The organism is Roseospira marina, assembly GCF_014197855.1.
GTDB classification, from domain to species: Bacteria; Pseudomonadota; Alphaproteobacteria; order Rhodospirillales; family Rhodospirillaceae; genus Rhodospira; species Rhodospira marina.
Genome location: NZ_JACIGJ010000011.1, coordinates 1 through 15246, shown reverse-complemented (window position 1 = coordinate 15246; position 15246 = coordinate 1). Strand labels below are relative to the sequence as shown.

At 68.2% G+C, this 15246-nt stretch carries 14 protein-coding genes; 10 read left to right on the top strand and 4 right to left on the bottom strand.

The genetic code is table 11. The annotated features are described in order from the left end of the window. Nucleotides 1-106: 106 nt before the first annotated feature. Both meaB and GGD82_RS14040 read left to right on the top strand, forming a co-directional pair. Nucleotides 107-1057, top strand: a complete 951-nt coding sequence (meaB, locus tag GGD82_RS14045) for a methylmalonyl Co-A mutase-associated GTPase MeaB (protein WP_150062949.1) — start codon at nt 107-109, stop codon at nt 1055-1057. Continuing rightward, a complete protein-coding gene (locus tag GGD82_RS14040; RefSeq protein WP_150062950.1) occupies nt 1054-2640 on the top strand; it encodes a glycosyltransferase family 39 protein in 1587 nt (528 codons plus the stop codon). The genes meaB and GGD82_RS14040 overlap by 4 nt, the downstream gene beginning before the upstream one ends. Before the next feature lie 16 nt (nt 2641-2656). Here GGD82_RS14040 and GGD82_RS14035 read toward each other — a convergent pair whose 3' ends face one another. Together GGD82_RS14035 and GGD82_RS14030 are read right to left on the bottom strand one after the other, a co-directional pair. Continuing rightward, nucleotides 2657-3919, bottom strand: coding sequence for a M16 family metallopeptidase (locus GGD82_RS14035; RefSeq protein ID WP_150062951.1), 1263 nt, complete (start codon nt 3917-3919; stop codon nt 2657-2659). A gap of 107 nt (nt 3920-4026) precedes the next feature. Beyond that, nucleotides 4027-4443 carry a hypothetical protein gene (locus GGD82_RS14030; protein WP_150062952.1) on the bottom strand — a complete coding sequence of 139 codons (417 nt, stop codon included), beginning with the start codon at nt 4441-4443 and terminating at the stop codon, nt 4027-4029. Between the two features lie 252 nt (nt 4444-4695). Between GGD82_RS14030 and nth the strand changes: the two genes are divergently transcribed. From nth to GGD82_RS14000, 6 genes are all read left to right on the top strand, one after another. Beyond that, the gene (gene nth, locus GGD82_RS14025) at nt 4696-5334 is read left to right on the top strand and encodes an endonuclease III (protein WP_246163935.1); all 639 of its coding nucleotides are present in this window, start codon (nt 4696-4698) and stop codon (nt 5332-5334) included. Between the two features lie 256 nt (nt 5335-5590). Next, the gene (locus GGD82_RS14020; protein ID WP_150062954.1) at nt 5591-7243 is read left to right on the top strand and encodes an acyl-CoA synthetase; all 1653 of its coding nucleotides are present in this window, start codon (nt 5591-5593) and stop codon (nt 7241-7243) included. A gap of 39 nt (nt 7244-7282) precedes the next feature. Then, nucleotides 7283-8503, top strand: coding sequence for an MFS transporter (locus GGD82_RS14015; protein WP_150062955.1), 1221 nt, complete (start codon nt 7283-7285; stop codon nt 8501-8503). Between the two features lie 203 nt (nt 8504-8706). Further along, nucleotides 8707-8979, top strand: coding sequence for a flagellar motor switch protein FliN (fliN, locus tag GGD82_RS14010; RefSeq protein ID WP_150062956.1), 273 nt, complete (start codon nt 8707-8709; stop codon nt 8977-8979). A 198-nt stretch (nt 8980-9177) separates the two neighbouring features. Continuing rightward, nucleotides 9178-9552, top strand: coding sequence for a PilZ domain-containing protein (locus GGD82_RS14005; protein ID WP_150062957.1), 375 nt, complete (start codon nt 9178-9180; stop codon nt 9550-9552). A 618-nt stretch (nt 9553-10170) separates the two neighbouring features. After that, nucleotides 10171-10596, top strand: coding sequence for a bacteriohemerythrin (locus GGD82_RS14000; protein WP_170284343.1), 426 nt, complete (start codon nt 10171-10173; stop codon nt 10594-10596). A 115-nt stretch (nt 10597-10711) separates the two neighbouring features. Here GGD82_RS14000 and GGD82_RS13995 read toward each other — a convergent pair whose 3' ends face one another. Continuing rightward, nucleotides 10712-11200: a hypothetical protein gene (locus GGD82_RS13995; protein WP_150062959.1), complete on the bottom strand. Its 489-nt coding sequence runs from the start codon at nt 11198-11200 to the stop codon at nt 10712-10714. A 186-nt stretch (nt 11201-11386) separates the two neighbouring features. After that, nucleotides 11387-11902 carry a single-stranded DNA-binding protein gene (ssb, locus tag GGD82_RS13990; RefSeq protein WP_150062960.1) on the bottom strand — a complete coding sequence of 172 codons (516 nt, stop codon included), beginning with the start codon at nt 11900-11902 and terminating at the stop codon, nt 11387-11389. Nucleotides 11903-12218: 316 nt separating this feature from the next. Here ssb and GGD82_RS13985 point away from each other — a divergent pair, with 316 nt between their 5' ends. After that, nucleotides 12219-13442: an ABC transporter substrate-binding protein gene (locus GGD82_RS13985; RefSeq protein WP_150062961.1), complete on the top strand. Its 1224-nt coding sequence runs from the start codon at nt 12219-12221 to the stop codon at nt 13440-13442. A 287-nt stretch (nt 13443-13729) separates the two neighbouring features. Next, nucleotides 13730-15061 (top strand): anaerobic C4-dicarboxylate transporter, encoded by a 1332-nt coding sequence (locus GGD82_RS13980; protein ID WP_150062962.1) that lies wholly within the window; start codon nt 13730-13732, stop codon nt 15059-15061. The last annotated feature ends 185 nt before the right edge of the window (nt 15062-15246 follow it).

The following is a 15246-nucleotide window of genomic DNA, read 5'->3' as shown; positions in this document are numbered from 1 at the left end:
AGCCGGCGGTCACGTTGACGCACGGGCGTGGGGCGCCTACACACGCAGGCGTGTCCGCCCCGAAGCCCCCCGGCCTTACGGCCCGAACCCGGAGAGACGCCGCGCCATGCCCGATACGCCCTCCGCCGCTCTCGACGCCCTGACCCTGGAGATCATCACATCCGGGGGCAAGGCCGCGCTGGCCCGCGCGCTGGCGACGCTGGAAAGCCACCCGGACGACGGCCACACCGCCGATCTGCTCAGCACCGCTTATGCCGCGCCGCGCGCCCACGTGCTCGGTATCACTGGGCCGCCCGGGGTCGGCAAGTCCACGCTGGTCAGCGCGCTGATCGATCTGTGGCGGGCGCGGGGCCAGACCGTGGGGGTGATCGCGGTGGATCCGTCGTCGCGACGCTCGGGAGGGGCGCTGCTGGGGGACCGCACCCGGCTGAAGAACAACCCGGAGGACCAGGGCGTGTTCGTGCGGTCCATGGCCGCGCGCGACCACCTGGGGGGGCTGGCGGGGCTGACCACCGCCGCCATGGTGCTGATGCGGGCGCTGTATGACGTTGTGTTGATCGAATCGGTCGGGGTCGGGCAGTCGGAAACCGAGATCGTCGGCGTCGCCGACACCGTGCTGTTCTGCGTTCAGCCGGGCTCGGGCGACAGCCTCCAGTTCATGAAGGCCGGCATCGCCGAGATTCCCCATATCATCGCCGTGACCAAGGGTGACATGGCCGTGGCGGCCGAGCGCGCGCGGGCGGATGTCGTCGGCGCGCTCAGCCTAGCGGAGCATGGGCCGGACTGGCCGGTGCCGGTGCTGAAGCTGTCCGCCAGCCGCCGCCAGGGCATTGATGAGCTGGTGGCGGCGATCGACGCCCATGCCGCCCACCTGGACAGCGGCGACCGCCGCGCCCAAGCGCGCCATGCGCAGGCCGAGTCCTGGCTGGTCGAATTCGTCCGCGAGCGGTTCGGGCGCGAGGGCCTGCGCCGCGCTGGGGACCTGCGTCTGGCGCCGGGCGAAAGCCCGTTCGCGCGCCTGGGGAGCGTGGCGGCGGATCTGAGCGCGGCCGGATGACAGCTCTGCACGGTTCTGCCGCCGGTCCCGTGGGCGGTCCCTTCGAGACCGGAGCCGGCCGCTGGGGGCTCGCCGTCGCGCTGCTGCTGGCCCACGGGGCGCTGACGCTCGGCCTGTCCACCGGACTGGCGCGCGACGAACTGGAAAGCATGCTGTTCGCCCAGGGCTGGGCCTGGGGCTACGACTTCGAACAGCCGCCGCTGTACAACTGGCTTCAGATGGCGGTGACGGAGGCCGTCGGGCCGAGCCTCGCGGGCTCCATCCTGCTGCGCTGGGGGATCATCGCCGCCGGCCTGCTGGCGCTGTACGACGCGATCCGGCGCATGGCGGGCGGCGACGCCGCACTGGCCGCCGGGGCCGTCGCTGGCATGGCGGGGACCGCGCTGTTCGGGTTCGAGGGCGCGCGGCACTTCACCCACACCACACTGGCGTTGACGGCGACCGCCGGCCTGCTCTGGGCCGCCGTAAGGGTGGTGGAGCGGCCTTCCGCCCCGCGCTATGTCCTGTTGGGCCTCGCCCTGACGGCCGCGCTGCTGTCGAAGTACACCCTGGCACTGTTTGCGGTGGCCTTGGGGCTTGGCGTGCTGGCCGATCCGGTGACGCGGGCGCGGCTGTTCGACCGCCGCATCCTGTGGGCCGCCGTGGTGCCGCTGCTGGCGCTGCCGGGCCATCTGCTCTGGCGTCTGGGGCAAAGCGGCAGTCTCGCCGACCGGGTGGCGACCATCACCGACGGCGGCACGGGTGATGCTCTGGCGGCTCTGGCGGGACTGGCCCGAAATGTGGTGGCCGATCCGCTGGCAGGCATGGCGCCGCCGCTGGTGCTGATCCTCGTGCTGCTGCCCTGGTGGCGCAAGGGCGCGCGCGCGGCCGCGCCGCCTGCCGAGACGCCGGGCGGCCGCTGGGACCGGGTGCTGCTGGTCTTCGTGGTCGCCGCCATGGCGCTCACCCTGGCCGTCGTGCTGGCCAGCGGGGGGGACCGGCTGCGCTATCACTACCTGATGCCGGCCGCGCTGGTGATGCCGGCGATTCCTCTGCTGTGGTGGGGCCGACGGGGCGCCGCCCTGGCCGCAGGTCGCCGTCGGGCATTGGGTTGGGGGCTGGCCGGCCTGGCGACGCTGTTCGTTCTGGGCTCCGGCGTGAACCGCCTGTGGATCGAGCCCGCCACCTGCGGCCGGTGTCTGCCCCTGCTGCCGTCGGAGGCGGCGGCTGCGGCTGTACGGGACGCCGGATTCACGCAGGGCACCATCGTTGCCGGCCCGCTGGACTGGGGCGCCAACCTGCGCCCGGCGTTTCCCGAGGTCCGGCTGATTGCGCGGCATTACCCGGACTGGCGGCCGTCGACGCCGCCCGGTACGGGCGCTTGCCTGATCCTGCTGTCCCCGCGTGAGTTGGAGGACGCGCGTGCGGGCACGTTGGAGCCGGGGCCGCTGACCGACGCGGTGTCGGCCATGGTCGGGGCCGCGATGCCGGCGGATTGGCTGGAGGGACTCGTGGTCCGCGACCTGCCGCTGACCGGCGCGCCCGACCGCACGATCCCGTTCGGGTTCGTGCTGGTGCGGGACGGTGTGGGCGACTGCCGTTAAGGGAAGGCGTCTGGGGCTAAATCCAGCCCTTCAGGCGCTCCAAAGAGACCATGCCGTCGATGGATCCCAGTGCGGCCAGGGTGGGGGCGGTGCTGAACACCCGGTTGGCGACGCGCACGATGGCCGCCTCGTCGATGGTGTTCAGCTCCGCCAGAACCTCCTCGTTGGAGATCGGCCGGCCATAGACCAGGATCTGCCGGGCGAGCTGTTCGCAGCGGCCGGTGGTGCTTTCCTGGCCCATCAGGATTCCGGCGCGAAGCTGGGCGCGGGCGCGGGCCACCTCGTCGGCCGCGACGCGCGTTCGCACCTTGCCGATCTCCTCGCACAGCACCGGGGTGAGGGCGGCGACGTCCTCCGGCCCCGTTCCGGCGTAGAGCGTGAACAGCCCGCCGTCGATGTAGGAGCTGGCGAAGGCGTTGACGGTGTAGGCGAGGCCGCGCTTTTCCCGAACCTCCTGGAACAGGCGCGACGACATACCGCCGCCCAGCAGGGTCGCCAGCATCACGGTGGCGTAATAGTCCGGGTCGTCGTAGGCCACACCCTCGAATCCCAGTACGACCTGGGTTTGCTCCACGTCCCGCGACTCGCGGTACTCGCCGCCGGTGTAGTGGGCGTGCAGATCGCCCTTGGCCGGGCGTGGGTTCAGGGCGGTGAACTGGCGCCCGACCAGATCGACCAGCGCGTCGTGATCGACCCGGCCGGCGGCGGCGACCACCAGCCGGTCCGGGCTGTAATGGGTGTGCTGGAAGCCGCCGATGGTGTCCGAATTCAGCCCCTCGACCGTCTCCACCGTGCCCAGAACCGGCCGTCCCAGCGGCTGGTCACCGTAAGCCGTCGCCTGGAAGTGGTCGAACACGATGTCGTCGGGCGTGTCGATGGACTGGGCGATTTCCTGCACCACCACGCCCTGTTCGCGCGCCAGCTCCTCCGGGTCGAACACCGAGTGCTGAAGGATATCGGCCAGGATATCGACGGCCAGGGGCAGGTCATCCTTTAGCATCTTGGCGTAGAACGCGGTGTGCTCGCGTGAGGTGTAGGCGTTCATGTTGCCGCCCACGTCCTCCATCTCGACCGCGATATCGAGGGCGGAGCGCCGCCGCGTGCCCTTGAAGGCCATGTGCTCCAGCATGTGGCAGACGCCGTTGAGGGGCGCGGGCTCGTGGCGCGCGCCCACGTCGGCCCACACCCCGACCGACACCGTCTCCACCGTGTCCATGGGATCGGTGAGCACCCGAAGGCCGCTGGGCAGACGGGTTTCCCGAATCGCCGTGGTTGGCATGACCTCTCCTTTCCGCCCATCCTGTCTGCGTGGGGGCTGTTCCGATACCAGCCGCGCGCGTCCCTTGCCACGGTCCCGCAGAGCCGTCAACGGCGCGGACGGAGGGGCTACGCCCAATCGGGGGCATCTTCCTCGACCGGGAAGCCGTTGAGCATCTCGCGCGCCCAGTCGCATTCCTCGATGGCGGAGAACTCCCGTAGGGCGACCTGGAGCTCCAGCGTGTCGACGAAACCGCTGCTGAGCAGAACGCCGAATACCTCGGCCGGGGAGACCCCGGTGGGCTCCATCCACTCGTCGCAGGAATGATTGCCGAGATGGCCGCCCCACTTCTTGCGCCAACTGATGAAGCGCGCCCACTGCGTCGACTCTTTGTCGGCGTCGGCTGGGACCAGGACCACCTCGACGTCCTTGACCAGGAAGTTTTCCGACCGGTTCCAGCAGATTTCCACGTGCCGGGCCGGATAACGGCCCGATGTTCCCAGATAGGCGGGGTCAAAAACAGGATTGTCGGTCTGGTGTCTCATGAGGATCTCCGGGGAAGGGGCCGCGTTCGGGATCGGACCGGGCGCCGACGGGGACCATGCGCCTCCGGGTGACCCTGAACGGCAAAAGGATGGGTTGCGGACGGGGTCCCGTCAACGGCTCCCGCGCCCGGCTTCCCGGGACGCGGCGGTCGGTGTAGGCTGCCGGCCATGACCACCGACACGCCCGCGACGCCGAAACCCGCCCGCACGACCACGCCGAAGGCCGCCGACCCCGGCGCCGTGGCGCCCCTGCTGCCGTCCGCGCGCGTGGAGGCGTTGTACGCCCGTCTCGCCGCCGCCCTGCCGGAGCCGAAAGGGGAACTGGAGTACGTCAACCCGTACACCCTGCTGGTGGCGGTGGTGCTGTCGGCGCAGGCAACGGATAAGGGCGTGAACAAGGCGACGCGGGGCCTGTTCGCGGTGGCCGATACGCCGGAGAAGATGCTGGCGTTGGGCGAGGACGGCCTGAAAGAGCACATCAAGACCATCGGCCTGTTCAACAGCAAGGCGAAGAACGTCATCGCCCTGTCTCGGGATCTGCTGGACGTGCATGGCGGCGTGGTCCCGCAGGACCGTGACGCGCTGGAAGCCTTGGCCGGTGTCGGCCGTAAGACCGCCAACGTGGTGCTCAACATTGCGTTCGGACTGCCGACCATCGCGGTGGATACCCACATTTTCCGGGTCGCGAACCGGACCGGGCTGGCCCCGGGCAAGACGGTGCGCGCGGTCGAGGACGGGCTGGAGGCGCGCACGCCCGAGGCGTACCGCCGCCATGCCCACCACTGGCTGATTCTGCATGGCCGCTATGTCTGCAAGGCACGCAAGCCGGACTGCCCGGCCTGTTCCATCGCGGATCTGTGCGGCTGGCCGGAGAAGACGGCGGGCGTCTGACGTCACTTCCAGGCGATCCGGACTCAACCCCCAAAAAAGCTGGGGGCGATTTGCGTCGGTTTCAGACGCTAGAGCACCGTCCCGGATCCAGATGTCACGCTCGTCGCTCTCGGCGCCGGGCGCGGTTCAGGCGTGTGGCGGAGGCGTCTCGCGGGCCGTTCGCGGCGTGGTGAATCGGGTGCACCTCTTTCGTGCCATCTATGTTTGCCCTATCAGGGAGAGACCGCCCGTGCGGCACAGGGAGACACAAAAAACCATGGTCCAGACGCCGAACAAGTACGAGACCCACCTCGACAAGACCCCCGCCAACTACGTGCCCTTGAGCCCGTTGCAGTTTCTGGAGCGGGCCGCGCTCGCCTATCCGGACAAGACGGCGCTTATCCACGGCGCCCGCCGCTACACCTGGGCGGAGACCGACGCGCGAGCGCGCCGGCTGGCCTCCGCTCTCGCGCAGCGCGGCATCGGCAAGGGCGCTACCGTCGCGGTCATGGGGTCGAACACACCGGAGCTGTACGAGGCCCATTTCGGTGTGCCGATGATCGGGGCGGTGCTGAACGCCCTGAACGTGCGCCTCAGCGCCGACGAGATCGCGTTCATCCTCGATCATGGGGAGGCCGAAATCCTCCTGACCGATCGCGAGTTCTCGACCACCGTGAAGGGGGCGCTGGCCAAGCTGGGCCGGTCCATCCCCGTGATCGACATCGACGATCCGGAGGCCGGGGGCGTCGGCGAACGCCTGGGCGACATCACCTACGAGGAGCTTCTGGCCGAGGGCGATCCGGCGTTCGCCTGGAGCGGGCCGGACGACGAGTGGGACGCCATCGCGCTGAACTACACCTCGGGCACCACCGGCAACCCGAAGGGCGTGGTCTACCACCACCGGGGCGCCTATCTGAACGGCCTCGGCAACATCGTCACCTGGACCATGCCGCACGAGTCGGTCTATCTGTGGACTCTGCCGATGTTCCACTGCAACGGCTGGTGCTTCCCATGGACCATGGCGGCCCTGGCCGGCACCAGCGTGTGCTGCCGCAAGGTCAGCGCCAAGGCGATCTATGACGGCATCGCCGAGCACGGCGTGACCCACTTCTGCGGCGCGCCCATCGTGCTGGGCTTCGTCATCAACGCTCGTGAGGCGGACAAGCGCCCCTTCGACCACACGGTGAAGGTGATGACGGCCGCCGCGCCGCCACCAGCGAGCGTGCTGGCGCGCATGCAGGCGGAGGGCTTCCATGTCACGCACACCTACGGCCTGACGGAGGTCTACGGCCCGGCCACGGTGTGCGCCTGGCACGCCGAGTGGGACGCCCTGGACATGGAGGAGCAGGCCCGCCTGAAGTCGCGCCAGGGGGTGCGCTATGTGGTTCAGGACGGCCTGATGGTGGCGCACCCGGAGACCCTGGAGCCGGTGCCCCGTGATGGGGAGACCATCGGCGAGGTGTTTTTCCGGGGCAACATCACCATGCGGGGCTATCTGAAGAACCCCGACGCCACCGACGCGGCCCTGGCCGGCGGCTGGTTCCACAGTGGCGACCTGGGAGTAGTCCATCCCGACGGCTACATCCAGCTAAAGGACCGGTCCAAGGACATCATCATCTCGGGCGGCGAGAACATTTCGTCGATTGAGGTGGAGAGCGTGCTGTACAGGCACCCCGACGTGGTGTCCTGCGGGGTCGTCGCCCGCCCGGACGAAAAATGGGGCGAGACGCCGGTCGCGGTGGTGGAGCTGCGCGACGGTGCCAAGGTGACGGAGGCTGAGTTGATCGCCTTCTGCCGAGAGAACCTCACGCACTACAAGTGCCCGCGCTCCATCGTGTTCGACGAACTGCCCAAGACCTCGACCGGCAAGATTCAGAAGTTCCGGTTGCGCGAGCATGTGCGCCGGCTGATCGAACAGGGTGACGCATGACCGACTGTGACGTGAGCGGGGGCCCGACGGGTTTGCCGCATGCGTGATCCTGCCCGTTTGGCCGTGCGCGCCACCGTGCTGTGCTCGGCCGCGCTGACCGTCATGGCGGGGGCGACCATCTCGCCCTCGCTGCCGGCGCTGTACGATCACTTCGCGGACACCGAGGGTGTCGAGGTGCTCGCCCGGATGGTGCTGACCCTGCCGGCGCTGTTCATCGCCCTGGGGTCGCCGCTGGCCGGGTTTGCGGTGGACCGCCTGGGCCGTAAGCCGGTGATCGTGTGCGGTGCGCTGCTCTACGTTCTGGGGGGCACCACGGGCCTGTACGTCGACAGCCTGAGCGCGCTTCTGATCGGCCGCGCGGTGCTGGGCCTGGCGGTGGCCTGCGTCATGACCGGCACCGTGACGCTGATCGGGGACTACTATCGGGGGGCCGACCGTGGTCGGATGATGGGCAACATGGCGGCCTCCATGTCCTGGGGTGGGGTGGTGTTCGTGCTGCTCGGCGGCGCGCTGGCGGAGCTGCACTGGCGCGGTCCGTTCGGGGTCTACATGATCGCCCTCGGCTTGTTGCCGGCGCTGTTGCTGGTGCTGTGGGAGCCGGACGAGCCGACCCCGGAGCGCGCGGGCCGCGCGGGGGGCGCCTCGGAGGCCCCGACACCGGACGGTCCGGTTCATGTGCGCTGGTCGCTGGTGGGGCTGGTCTATTTTGCGGCCTTCATGCTGAACGTGACGTTCTACATCGTGCCGACGCAGGCGCCCTTTCTGCTGCGGGAGATGGGCATCGTCGCCCCCTTCGCCGCCGGGTTCGCCATCGCGGCGATGAATGTGGCGGGCGGCGTGACCTCGCTCCAGTTCGGGCGGCTGCGCGCGGTCTTCTCGCCGCCGGCCCTGTTCGGGCTGTCCTTCGGCATGATCGCGATCGGCTTCGTCGGGGTCTGGGCCGCCGAGGAGCAGGTGGGGTTCATGATCGCCCTGCTGTTCGCCGGCTTCGGCGTCGGCGCGACCTTCCCGAACATCACCAACTGGATGATGACCTTGGCTCCGCCCCATCTGCGCGGCCGGCTGGTGGGCGGCACGACGATGAGCATCTTCTTGGGCCAGTTCGTGTCGCCGATGTTCAGCCAGCCGCTCGTTGGCTGGTTGGGCCAGCCGGCCACCTTCGGCGTCACGGCCGGCGTGGTCGCCCTGGTCAGCGCGCTGTTCTGGGGGCTGGCGATGGTGTACGCGCGGGGCGCCGCCGCCCGGGCCCGGTCTCTGTAGGTCCGCGCGTCGGGGCGGCAGAACGGCGCCCGCGCCGGGTCCTCGTCGTCGCGTGCGTCGGAATGAAGGCCGGGCGCGGGGCTCGCGCGCTGCTAAGGGCTCGTTAACCGGTCCGGTCGCATTCTGGGCCCGAACCGGATGCCGCGCCCGACCCCGGCGTGATGTGCTGTCCGTGCTCTGTTGCTCCAACCGGAACCCGTGCCATGGCCAACGCGCCCACCCGAGAAAGCAAGCAGGCGGTCTACAGCGTTCCCGTGGAGATCGCGGTTGTGCTCGGCAAGGCGAACCTGCGGGTCAACCAGCTTCTCAAGCTGGGCCGGGGCGCCGTGGTCGAACTGGAGCAGAAGACCAGCGAACCGGTCGAGATCTACGCCAACGACATCCTGGTGGCCCGGGGCGAGGTGGTCATCACCGAGGGCGACAAGATCGGCGTGACGCTGACCGAATTGGTCAAGAGCTACAATCCCCTTCGCTAGTTCGGTTGCGCCGGGACCCGGCTTCGCGTGCTGTGGGGCTCCGGTCACATGGGTGAGCGCGCATCGGTCGGCCTTGCCTGGATAGCGAGATGACCGGTTGTCTTTTTGCGACCTCAAGGGCGTTGCCCGGTCGGTTCGAACAGCGCAAGCTATGTCCAGGACTCGGCGTGGCCGATCGGACAGGGGAAGGGTTCGGACATGCAGGACGATGGTGGACCGGGGGCTTCGCGGAGCCGGATGGATCGGCGCGGTTTGCCACGCTGGCAGCTCGAGGAAACAGCCACCCTGATTTTTAGCACCCAATACGACGTCCGGTGTCCCCTGCGGGATATTTCCGGGTCTGGATTTGCGGCGGACACCGCTCTGCGCACGAGGGTCGGCGACGATGCGATCGTGTATGTCCGATCACTGGGCCGGTTCCGTGCCGAGGTCGTTCGGGTGGCCAGCGATCATGTCGGGTTGCGATTCCTGATCGAGGACGAGCGTCAGATCGTGCTGTTGGAGCGGTTGGAACAGCGCGTGTTCGATCAGGCGGCGCGAGACGGCGGCGTCCGCGATCCGGTTCGCCATTGACGGGCCCGCGGCTCGGACTCGGACGAGTCGCGTTTGGTCCGTGGTGCGTCGCGGGATGTTCCGTGTGTGGATAAGGGGCGGCGCCGAGTGTGCCCAAAGTTCTAGGATGGCACAAAAAAAGGGGGCCGCGCTGTCGCGCGGCCCAAGTTTAGGGAGGAAACGTCCAAGATACACAACACGGCTTCGCGGGGCGAAGGGACCCCGTGCTGCAATGCGGAATATGACGCATTGTCCGCCCGGTGTAAAGCGAAAAATTCAAAAAATAACAGTGCCTTCGGATTATGCTGCACTGCAAAAAATATAGGCACCGACGGTTTTCACCCTCGGCCTTTTCATGACGTTCACGCTGTGGTTTCGTCTTCCGACGGACTATGACGCGCACTGGGGTCGGGGGACCCGGCGCGGGATGGGGCGACAGGACCACGCGCCGTTTCCATCATGCTCCGTCTTCGTGTATACGCCCGTAACACTATGGTCGGACGCATTGCGCTTTCGCAACGCCGGACCCTTCGACAGCCTGCGCTGCGCGCCGGACCGTTGCCGGGGTGCGACAGGTTTTGTTTCTTGTGCGCGCGAATCCAGGGCGCCTCCCGTTATGATGATGGGTCGGAGAAGGCCATGACCGTGATTGAATGGACGGAGGAGATGAGTGTGGGGGTCGAGGCCCTCGATCATGATCATCAGCGCTTGTTTTCTCTTCTGAACCAACTCCATGAGGTGATAGTGGGCGGGGAGTCGCGCGAGTCCTTGAGGGCGATCGTCCATGAACTGGTGCGGTACACCGAATATCATTTCGAATGCGAGGAGCGCCTGATGCGCTTGACGCGCTATCCGGAGCTGGATGCGCACGTCCGCACCCACCGGGACATCCGTCGGCGCATCGTCAGCTTTGAGCAGAAGTTCCAGGCCTCTCCGGACGAGGAGAACGCGCGGCACCTGTTCGAGTTCCTGTCGGAGTGGCTGACGGGCCATATCCTGGGCGACGATATGAAGTACCGGCCTTACATGAGCCGCGAATCGGCCTCCTGCTCCGCAGACCGTTGAGCGCGGCGATCCGTTGCCGCGACACCGGGCGTTTCCGGTGATGCGTTGACCGCATCGATCACGGTGAGGCCGTCGGCCACGACGGACCGACTGGCCACCGCGAAGGGACCCCCGCTCAGGGCGCGGCGGTGACGCGACGCCCCGCCTCGGTCAGGCGGAACCGGCGGGTGCCGTCGTCGTCCGTGGTATCAAACACGGTGCCCCGAAACACCTGACCCTGCAAAACCGCCAGCAGCGCGCCCGGCGAGAGCCCGGCCGCCGCGACCAGGGCGGCCGGATCCTGATGGCCGGCGTCGATGGCGCGCAGCACGGCCGTGACGGAGTCCGGATTGGTCGCCCGTTGCGGGGTGGCGAAGGGAGACGGCGTGGTCAGTCCCCGCGTGGTCGGCCCCCGCGTGGTCGGCACGGCCCCCGTCGGCACCGCTCCGAGCGCGGGAGCGGGGTCTGCCCCGGTGGGGCCGATGGATTGTAGGAACGCACTGACGGAGCCCGGGGCGCCCTTCTTGCGGCGTCCGGGAGACACAGCGTCGCCCATCTGGCTCCGGTGCGCGTTCAGATCCCGCGTCGTATCCAGATATGTCCCGAAACCATCGTCGTTCCGCATGCCGACTGCCCCGACCCCACCGGACGGTAACTCCGCGTCGTTCCGCCTCTGTCTTGACCAAGGTAAGGTCCGGTCGCCCTGTGTTCAACAGGCCGGACGTCTAGGGGGAGGGATCATTCGACCGGGGAAAACAGGACGGGACGGACCGGTGCAAGGTCCGCCCCGTCTCGTACCCGTCGCAGGGCGTCAGAACGGGATATCGTCGTCCGGATCGCCCGGGCCGGGGCCCGCCGGTGCGGAATCCCAGCCGCCGCCCCGGCCGGCACCACCGCCGCCCCCGCCACCACCGCCGTATCCGCCGCCGCTGTCGGACGGTCCGGCGTCGTAGCCGCCACCCCCACCGCCGCCGCCACGGGGGCTGTCGAGCATGGTCATTTCCGCGCCCGGTCCCTGGAGCACGACCTCGGTGGTGTAGCGATCCTGACCGCTCTGGTCCTGCCACTTCCGGGTCTGGAGCGAGCCGCACAGATAGACCTTGCTGCCCTTGCGCAGATAGCGCTCGGCGATGTCTGCCAACGGGCCGAAGACGGCCACGCTGTGCCATTCGGTGCGTTCGCGCCGCTCGCCGGTCTGGCGGTCCTTCCAGGTGTCCGTGGTGGCGAGGCGCAGGTTCGCGACCTTGCCCCCGTTCTGGAAGGTACGGCATTCCGGGTCGCGGCCCAGGTTGCCGATCAGAATGACCTTATTGACACTGCCTGCCATGCGCGACACTCCGGAATCAGACAAAAAAGATGTGTATTGGCGTTTCTCGAACCTTTGGGCGCGCCCGCGCCGCGTTCGATCCGCACTCTATCCGCCCGCCCCGCGCGGGGAAACCCCCGGGAGGCGGGGGACCGTCTCATCCGGTCCGTTTCTCCCCACGGTGCGAAAGGAAGATCCACGGATGCGGGATTGCCAGGTGATACGGGCCTTTCCTATGCTTCGGGGGCTTACCATATGGGGCCGGGCGCGCGCCTCACCGTTATGCCGCCGCGCCGCCACAAACCATCACTCGATCATAGAACGGGGATTACGAACGATGACGACGCGCAGCTTGAGGACCCGCCTAGCCGTTACGGGCTTGGCCACGGCCACCGCCATCGCCACCGGTTTGGGTGGTGCCGCGCAGGCGCAGGAGATCAAGATCGGGGCCATCGTGCCGATGACCGGTGACCTTCAGGCCTATGGCGAGACGTCCCTGAACGGCATCCGCTTGGCGCAGAAGGAGATTAATGCGGACGGCGGTGCTGTCGAGATCGTGGTGGGTGACACGCAGACCGCGCCCCAGTCCGGCGTGGACGCGGCCCAGAAGCTCGTCTCCATCGAGAAAGTGAGCGGCATGGTCGGCGCCCTGTCGTCCGGCGTCACGATCCCCATCGCCCAGTCGGTGTCGGCCGTCGTCGGCGTGCCTCAGATTTCCGGCGCCTCGACTTCGCCGGTCATCACGACGCTGGAGGACAACGACTTCCTGTTCCGCACCGTGCCGTCGGATGCGGGGCAGGGTGTCGCGCTGGCGCAGGTGACCAAAGAGCGCGGTATCGACACCGTCGCCATCATGTACGTCAACAACGACTACGGCAAAGGGCTGGCCGACTCGTTCCAGAGCGCGTTTGAAAGCGTGGGTGGCACGGTGACCCAGTCGGTTGGTTTCGAGAAGAATCAGGCGGCTTATCGCGGCGAGTTGCAGAACGCCGTCGATGGCGGGGCCGAGCATCTCGTCCTGATCGCCTATCCGGAAAGCGGCCAGACCATCCTGCGGCAGGCCCTGGAAGGCGGCACCTTCAGCAAGTTCATCTTCACCGACGGGCTGAAGGCGCCGGAGCTGGTCTCCGCCCTGGGTGCCCAGTACCTGAACGGCACCTTCGGCACCACCGCCAAGTCCCTGGAGAGCGAGGGCGGCAAGCACTTCGCCGAGGCCTGGGCGGCGGAATACGGCGCCGAGTCCGACAAGCCCTACCACGACACCGCCTATGACGCCGTGTATCTGCTGTCGCTGGCCGCGGTGAAGGCCGGCTCGACCGATCCGGCGGCTGTGCGCGACGCCCTGCGCGACGTCGCCAATCCCCCCGGCGAGGTCGTCCACCCGGGCGAGTACGCCAAGGCCGTCGAGCTGCTGAAAGCCGGCACGGATATCGACTACGAAGGTGCGGCCGGGTCCCAGAACTTCGATTCCAACGGCGATGTGGCCGGCACCTTCGAGCTGTGGGTGATCGAGGACGGCAAGTTCGTCAGCGAAAAGGTGTTCGAGCCGAAGGCCATGTAATGCCGCGGGTTGGGTCGGACGATCCACGCGGACGGAATGACGGCGCGTCGGGGGCCCCCGACGCGCCGTTTTTCGTGTGTGCGCGCCGGTTCGGCACGTGTCCTTGACCGCCGTGGGATGCCTGCGGACACTGGCTGCCGCATGTGGGGTTGGTCCGCGCGGGTCAGGTGGCGCGCCGTGCCGTCGTCCTGGGGGCGCTCCGGATGTGCGTACCCCTTGCGGTGGGGCCGGTCCGGTGGCTTGCGGGTGCGCCCGCCGCGTTACACCCACGAAGGAGCTTGCACGCCATGATCTGGGTTCAATTGGCGATCACGCTGCTGGCGCTGTACATCGGTGCACGGATCGGCGGCCTTGGAATGGGCATCACCGGCGGCCTGGGTGTCGTCATCCTGTGTTTCGGGTTCGGGCTGGTGCCGGGCGATCCGCCGATTTCGGTGATGCTCATCATCCTGGCCGCCGTCACGGCGGCGTCGGCGCTGGAGGCGGCGCGCGGCATGGAGTGGCTGGTCCAGCTTTCGGAACGTCTGCTGCGGCAGTTTCCCAAGGCGGTCACCTTCCTCGGGCCGCTTGTGACCTACACTATGACGCTGTGTGTGGGCACCGGGCACACCGTCTATGTGGTGCAGCCGATCATTGCCGACGTGGCCCGCAAGACCGGGATCCGGCCGGAGCGCCCGCTGGCGGTGGCGTCGGTGGGCTCGCAGCTCGGCATCACGGCGAGCCCGCTGTCCGCCGCCATCGCCTGGCTGGTGACCGAGTTCGAGTCGCGCGGCGTGCCCTACACCCTGGGCGACGTGCTCATGGTGACCATCCTGGCCACCCTGGTCGGCCTGTTGACGGCGGCAATGGTGCAGACCTTCGTCGGCAAGGAGCTGGACCAGGACCCGGAATACCAGCGCCGGCTGGCGGACCCGGCCTTGCGCGCCGAGATGGAGGGTGGGGACGCCTCGCTGCTGGGCCGCGAACTGCCAGCCTCGGCCAAGCGCGCCGTGGTCATCTTTCTGCTCGGGCTGGTCTGCATCGTGATCCTGGGCATGTTCCCGGAGTTGCGCCCGGTGGCTGATCCGGAGACCGGGCGGCCGGTCGGCATGGGCGATATCATTCAGATGGCGTTGCTGACCACGGCGGCGGCGATTGTGCTGGTGTCGCGCGTCAACGCCAAGACCATGGTGGCCGGGCCGGTGTTTCGCGCCGGCATGTCCGCCGTGGTGGCGATCTTCGGCATCGCATGGTTGGCCGATACGTTCGTGACCAACAACCTGGACACCATCCGCCCGGCGGTCGAGGGCATGGTGCGGGAAAACCAGTGGATGTTCGCCTTCGCGTTCTTCCTGGTCTCGATCATCGTGAACAGTCAGGCGGCGACGGCCCGGATGCTGGGACCGCTTGCGTTCCAGCTTGGTGTGGCGCCGGCGACGCTCATCGGCATCTACCCGTCGGTCTACGCCTACTACTTCATCCCCAACTATCCGAGCGATCTGGCGACGGTGAACTTCGACCGCACCGGCACCACCCGGATCGGCCGGTTCCTGCTGAACCACAGCTTCATGCTGCCGGGTCTCATCTGCACATGGGTGTCGGTGACGGTCGGGCTGGTGCTGGCGAGCGTGCTGCTGTGAGGTTGGAGCCCGCGTGGGCCTCCCCAGGGTCGTCCCGGGGCAACGTCGACGGCCCATCTCCTCCCCCCCCCCGGCGGGGGGAGGCCGGGAGGGGGTCCAATCCGGATACATAGGTAACAGAACAGACCGGAGACATGGGTAACAGGTCGTCAAGATGGTCGCGGAGGTGCGGCCATGGTTTGGAA

Coding starts and splice junctions, on each gene's coding strand:
- meaB (WP_150062949.1), top strand. CDS start 107: ATGCCCGATACGCCCTCCGCCGCTCTCGACGCCCTGACCCTGGAGATC.
- GGD82_RS14040 (WP_150062950.1), top strand. CDS start 1,054: ATGACAGCTCTGCACGGTTCTGCCGCCGGTCCCGTGGGCGGTCCCTTC.
- GGD82_RS14035 (WP_150062951.1), bottom strand. CDS start 3,919: ATGCCAACCACGGCGATTCGGGAAACCCGTCTGCCCAGCGGCCTTCGG.
- GGD82_RS14030 (WP_150062952.1), bottom strand. CDS start 4,443: ATGAGACACCAGACCGACAATCCTGTTTTTGACCCCGCCTATCTGGGA.
- GGD82_RS14020 (WP_150062954.1), top strand. CDS start 5,591: ATGGTCCAGACGCCGAACAAGTACGAGACCCACCTCGACAAGACCCCC.
- GGD82_RS14015 (WP_150062955.1), top strand. CDS start 7,283: ATGCGTGATCCTGCCCGTTTGGCCGTGCGCGCCACCGTGCTGTGCTCG.
- fliN (WP_150062956.1), top strand. CDS start 8,707: ATGGCCAACGCGCCCACCCGAGAAAGCAAGCAGGCGGTCTACAGCGTT.
- GGD82_RS14005 (WP_150062957.1), top strand. CDS start 9,178: ATGCAGGACGATGGTGGACCGGGGGCTTCGCGGAGCCGGATGGATCGG.
- GGD82_RS14000 (WP_170284343.1), top strand. CDS start 10,171: ATGACCGTGATTGAATGGACGGAGGAGATGAGTGTGGGGGTCGAGGCC.
- GGD82_RS13995 (WP_150062959.1), bottom strand. CDS start 11,200: ATGCGGAACGACGATGGTTTCGGGACATATCTGGATACGACGCGGGAT.
- ssb (WP_150062960.1), bottom strand. CDS start 11,902: ATGGCAGGCAGTGTCAATAAGGTCATTCTGATCGGCAACCTGGGCCGC.
- GGD82_RS13985 (WP_150062961.1), top strand. CDS start 12,219: ATGACGACGCGCAGCTTGAGGACCCGCCTAGCCGTTACGGGCTTGGCC.
- GGD82_RS13980 (WP_150062962.1), top strand. CDS start 13,730: ATGATCTGGGTTCAATTGGCGATCACGCTGCTGGCGCTGTACATCGGT.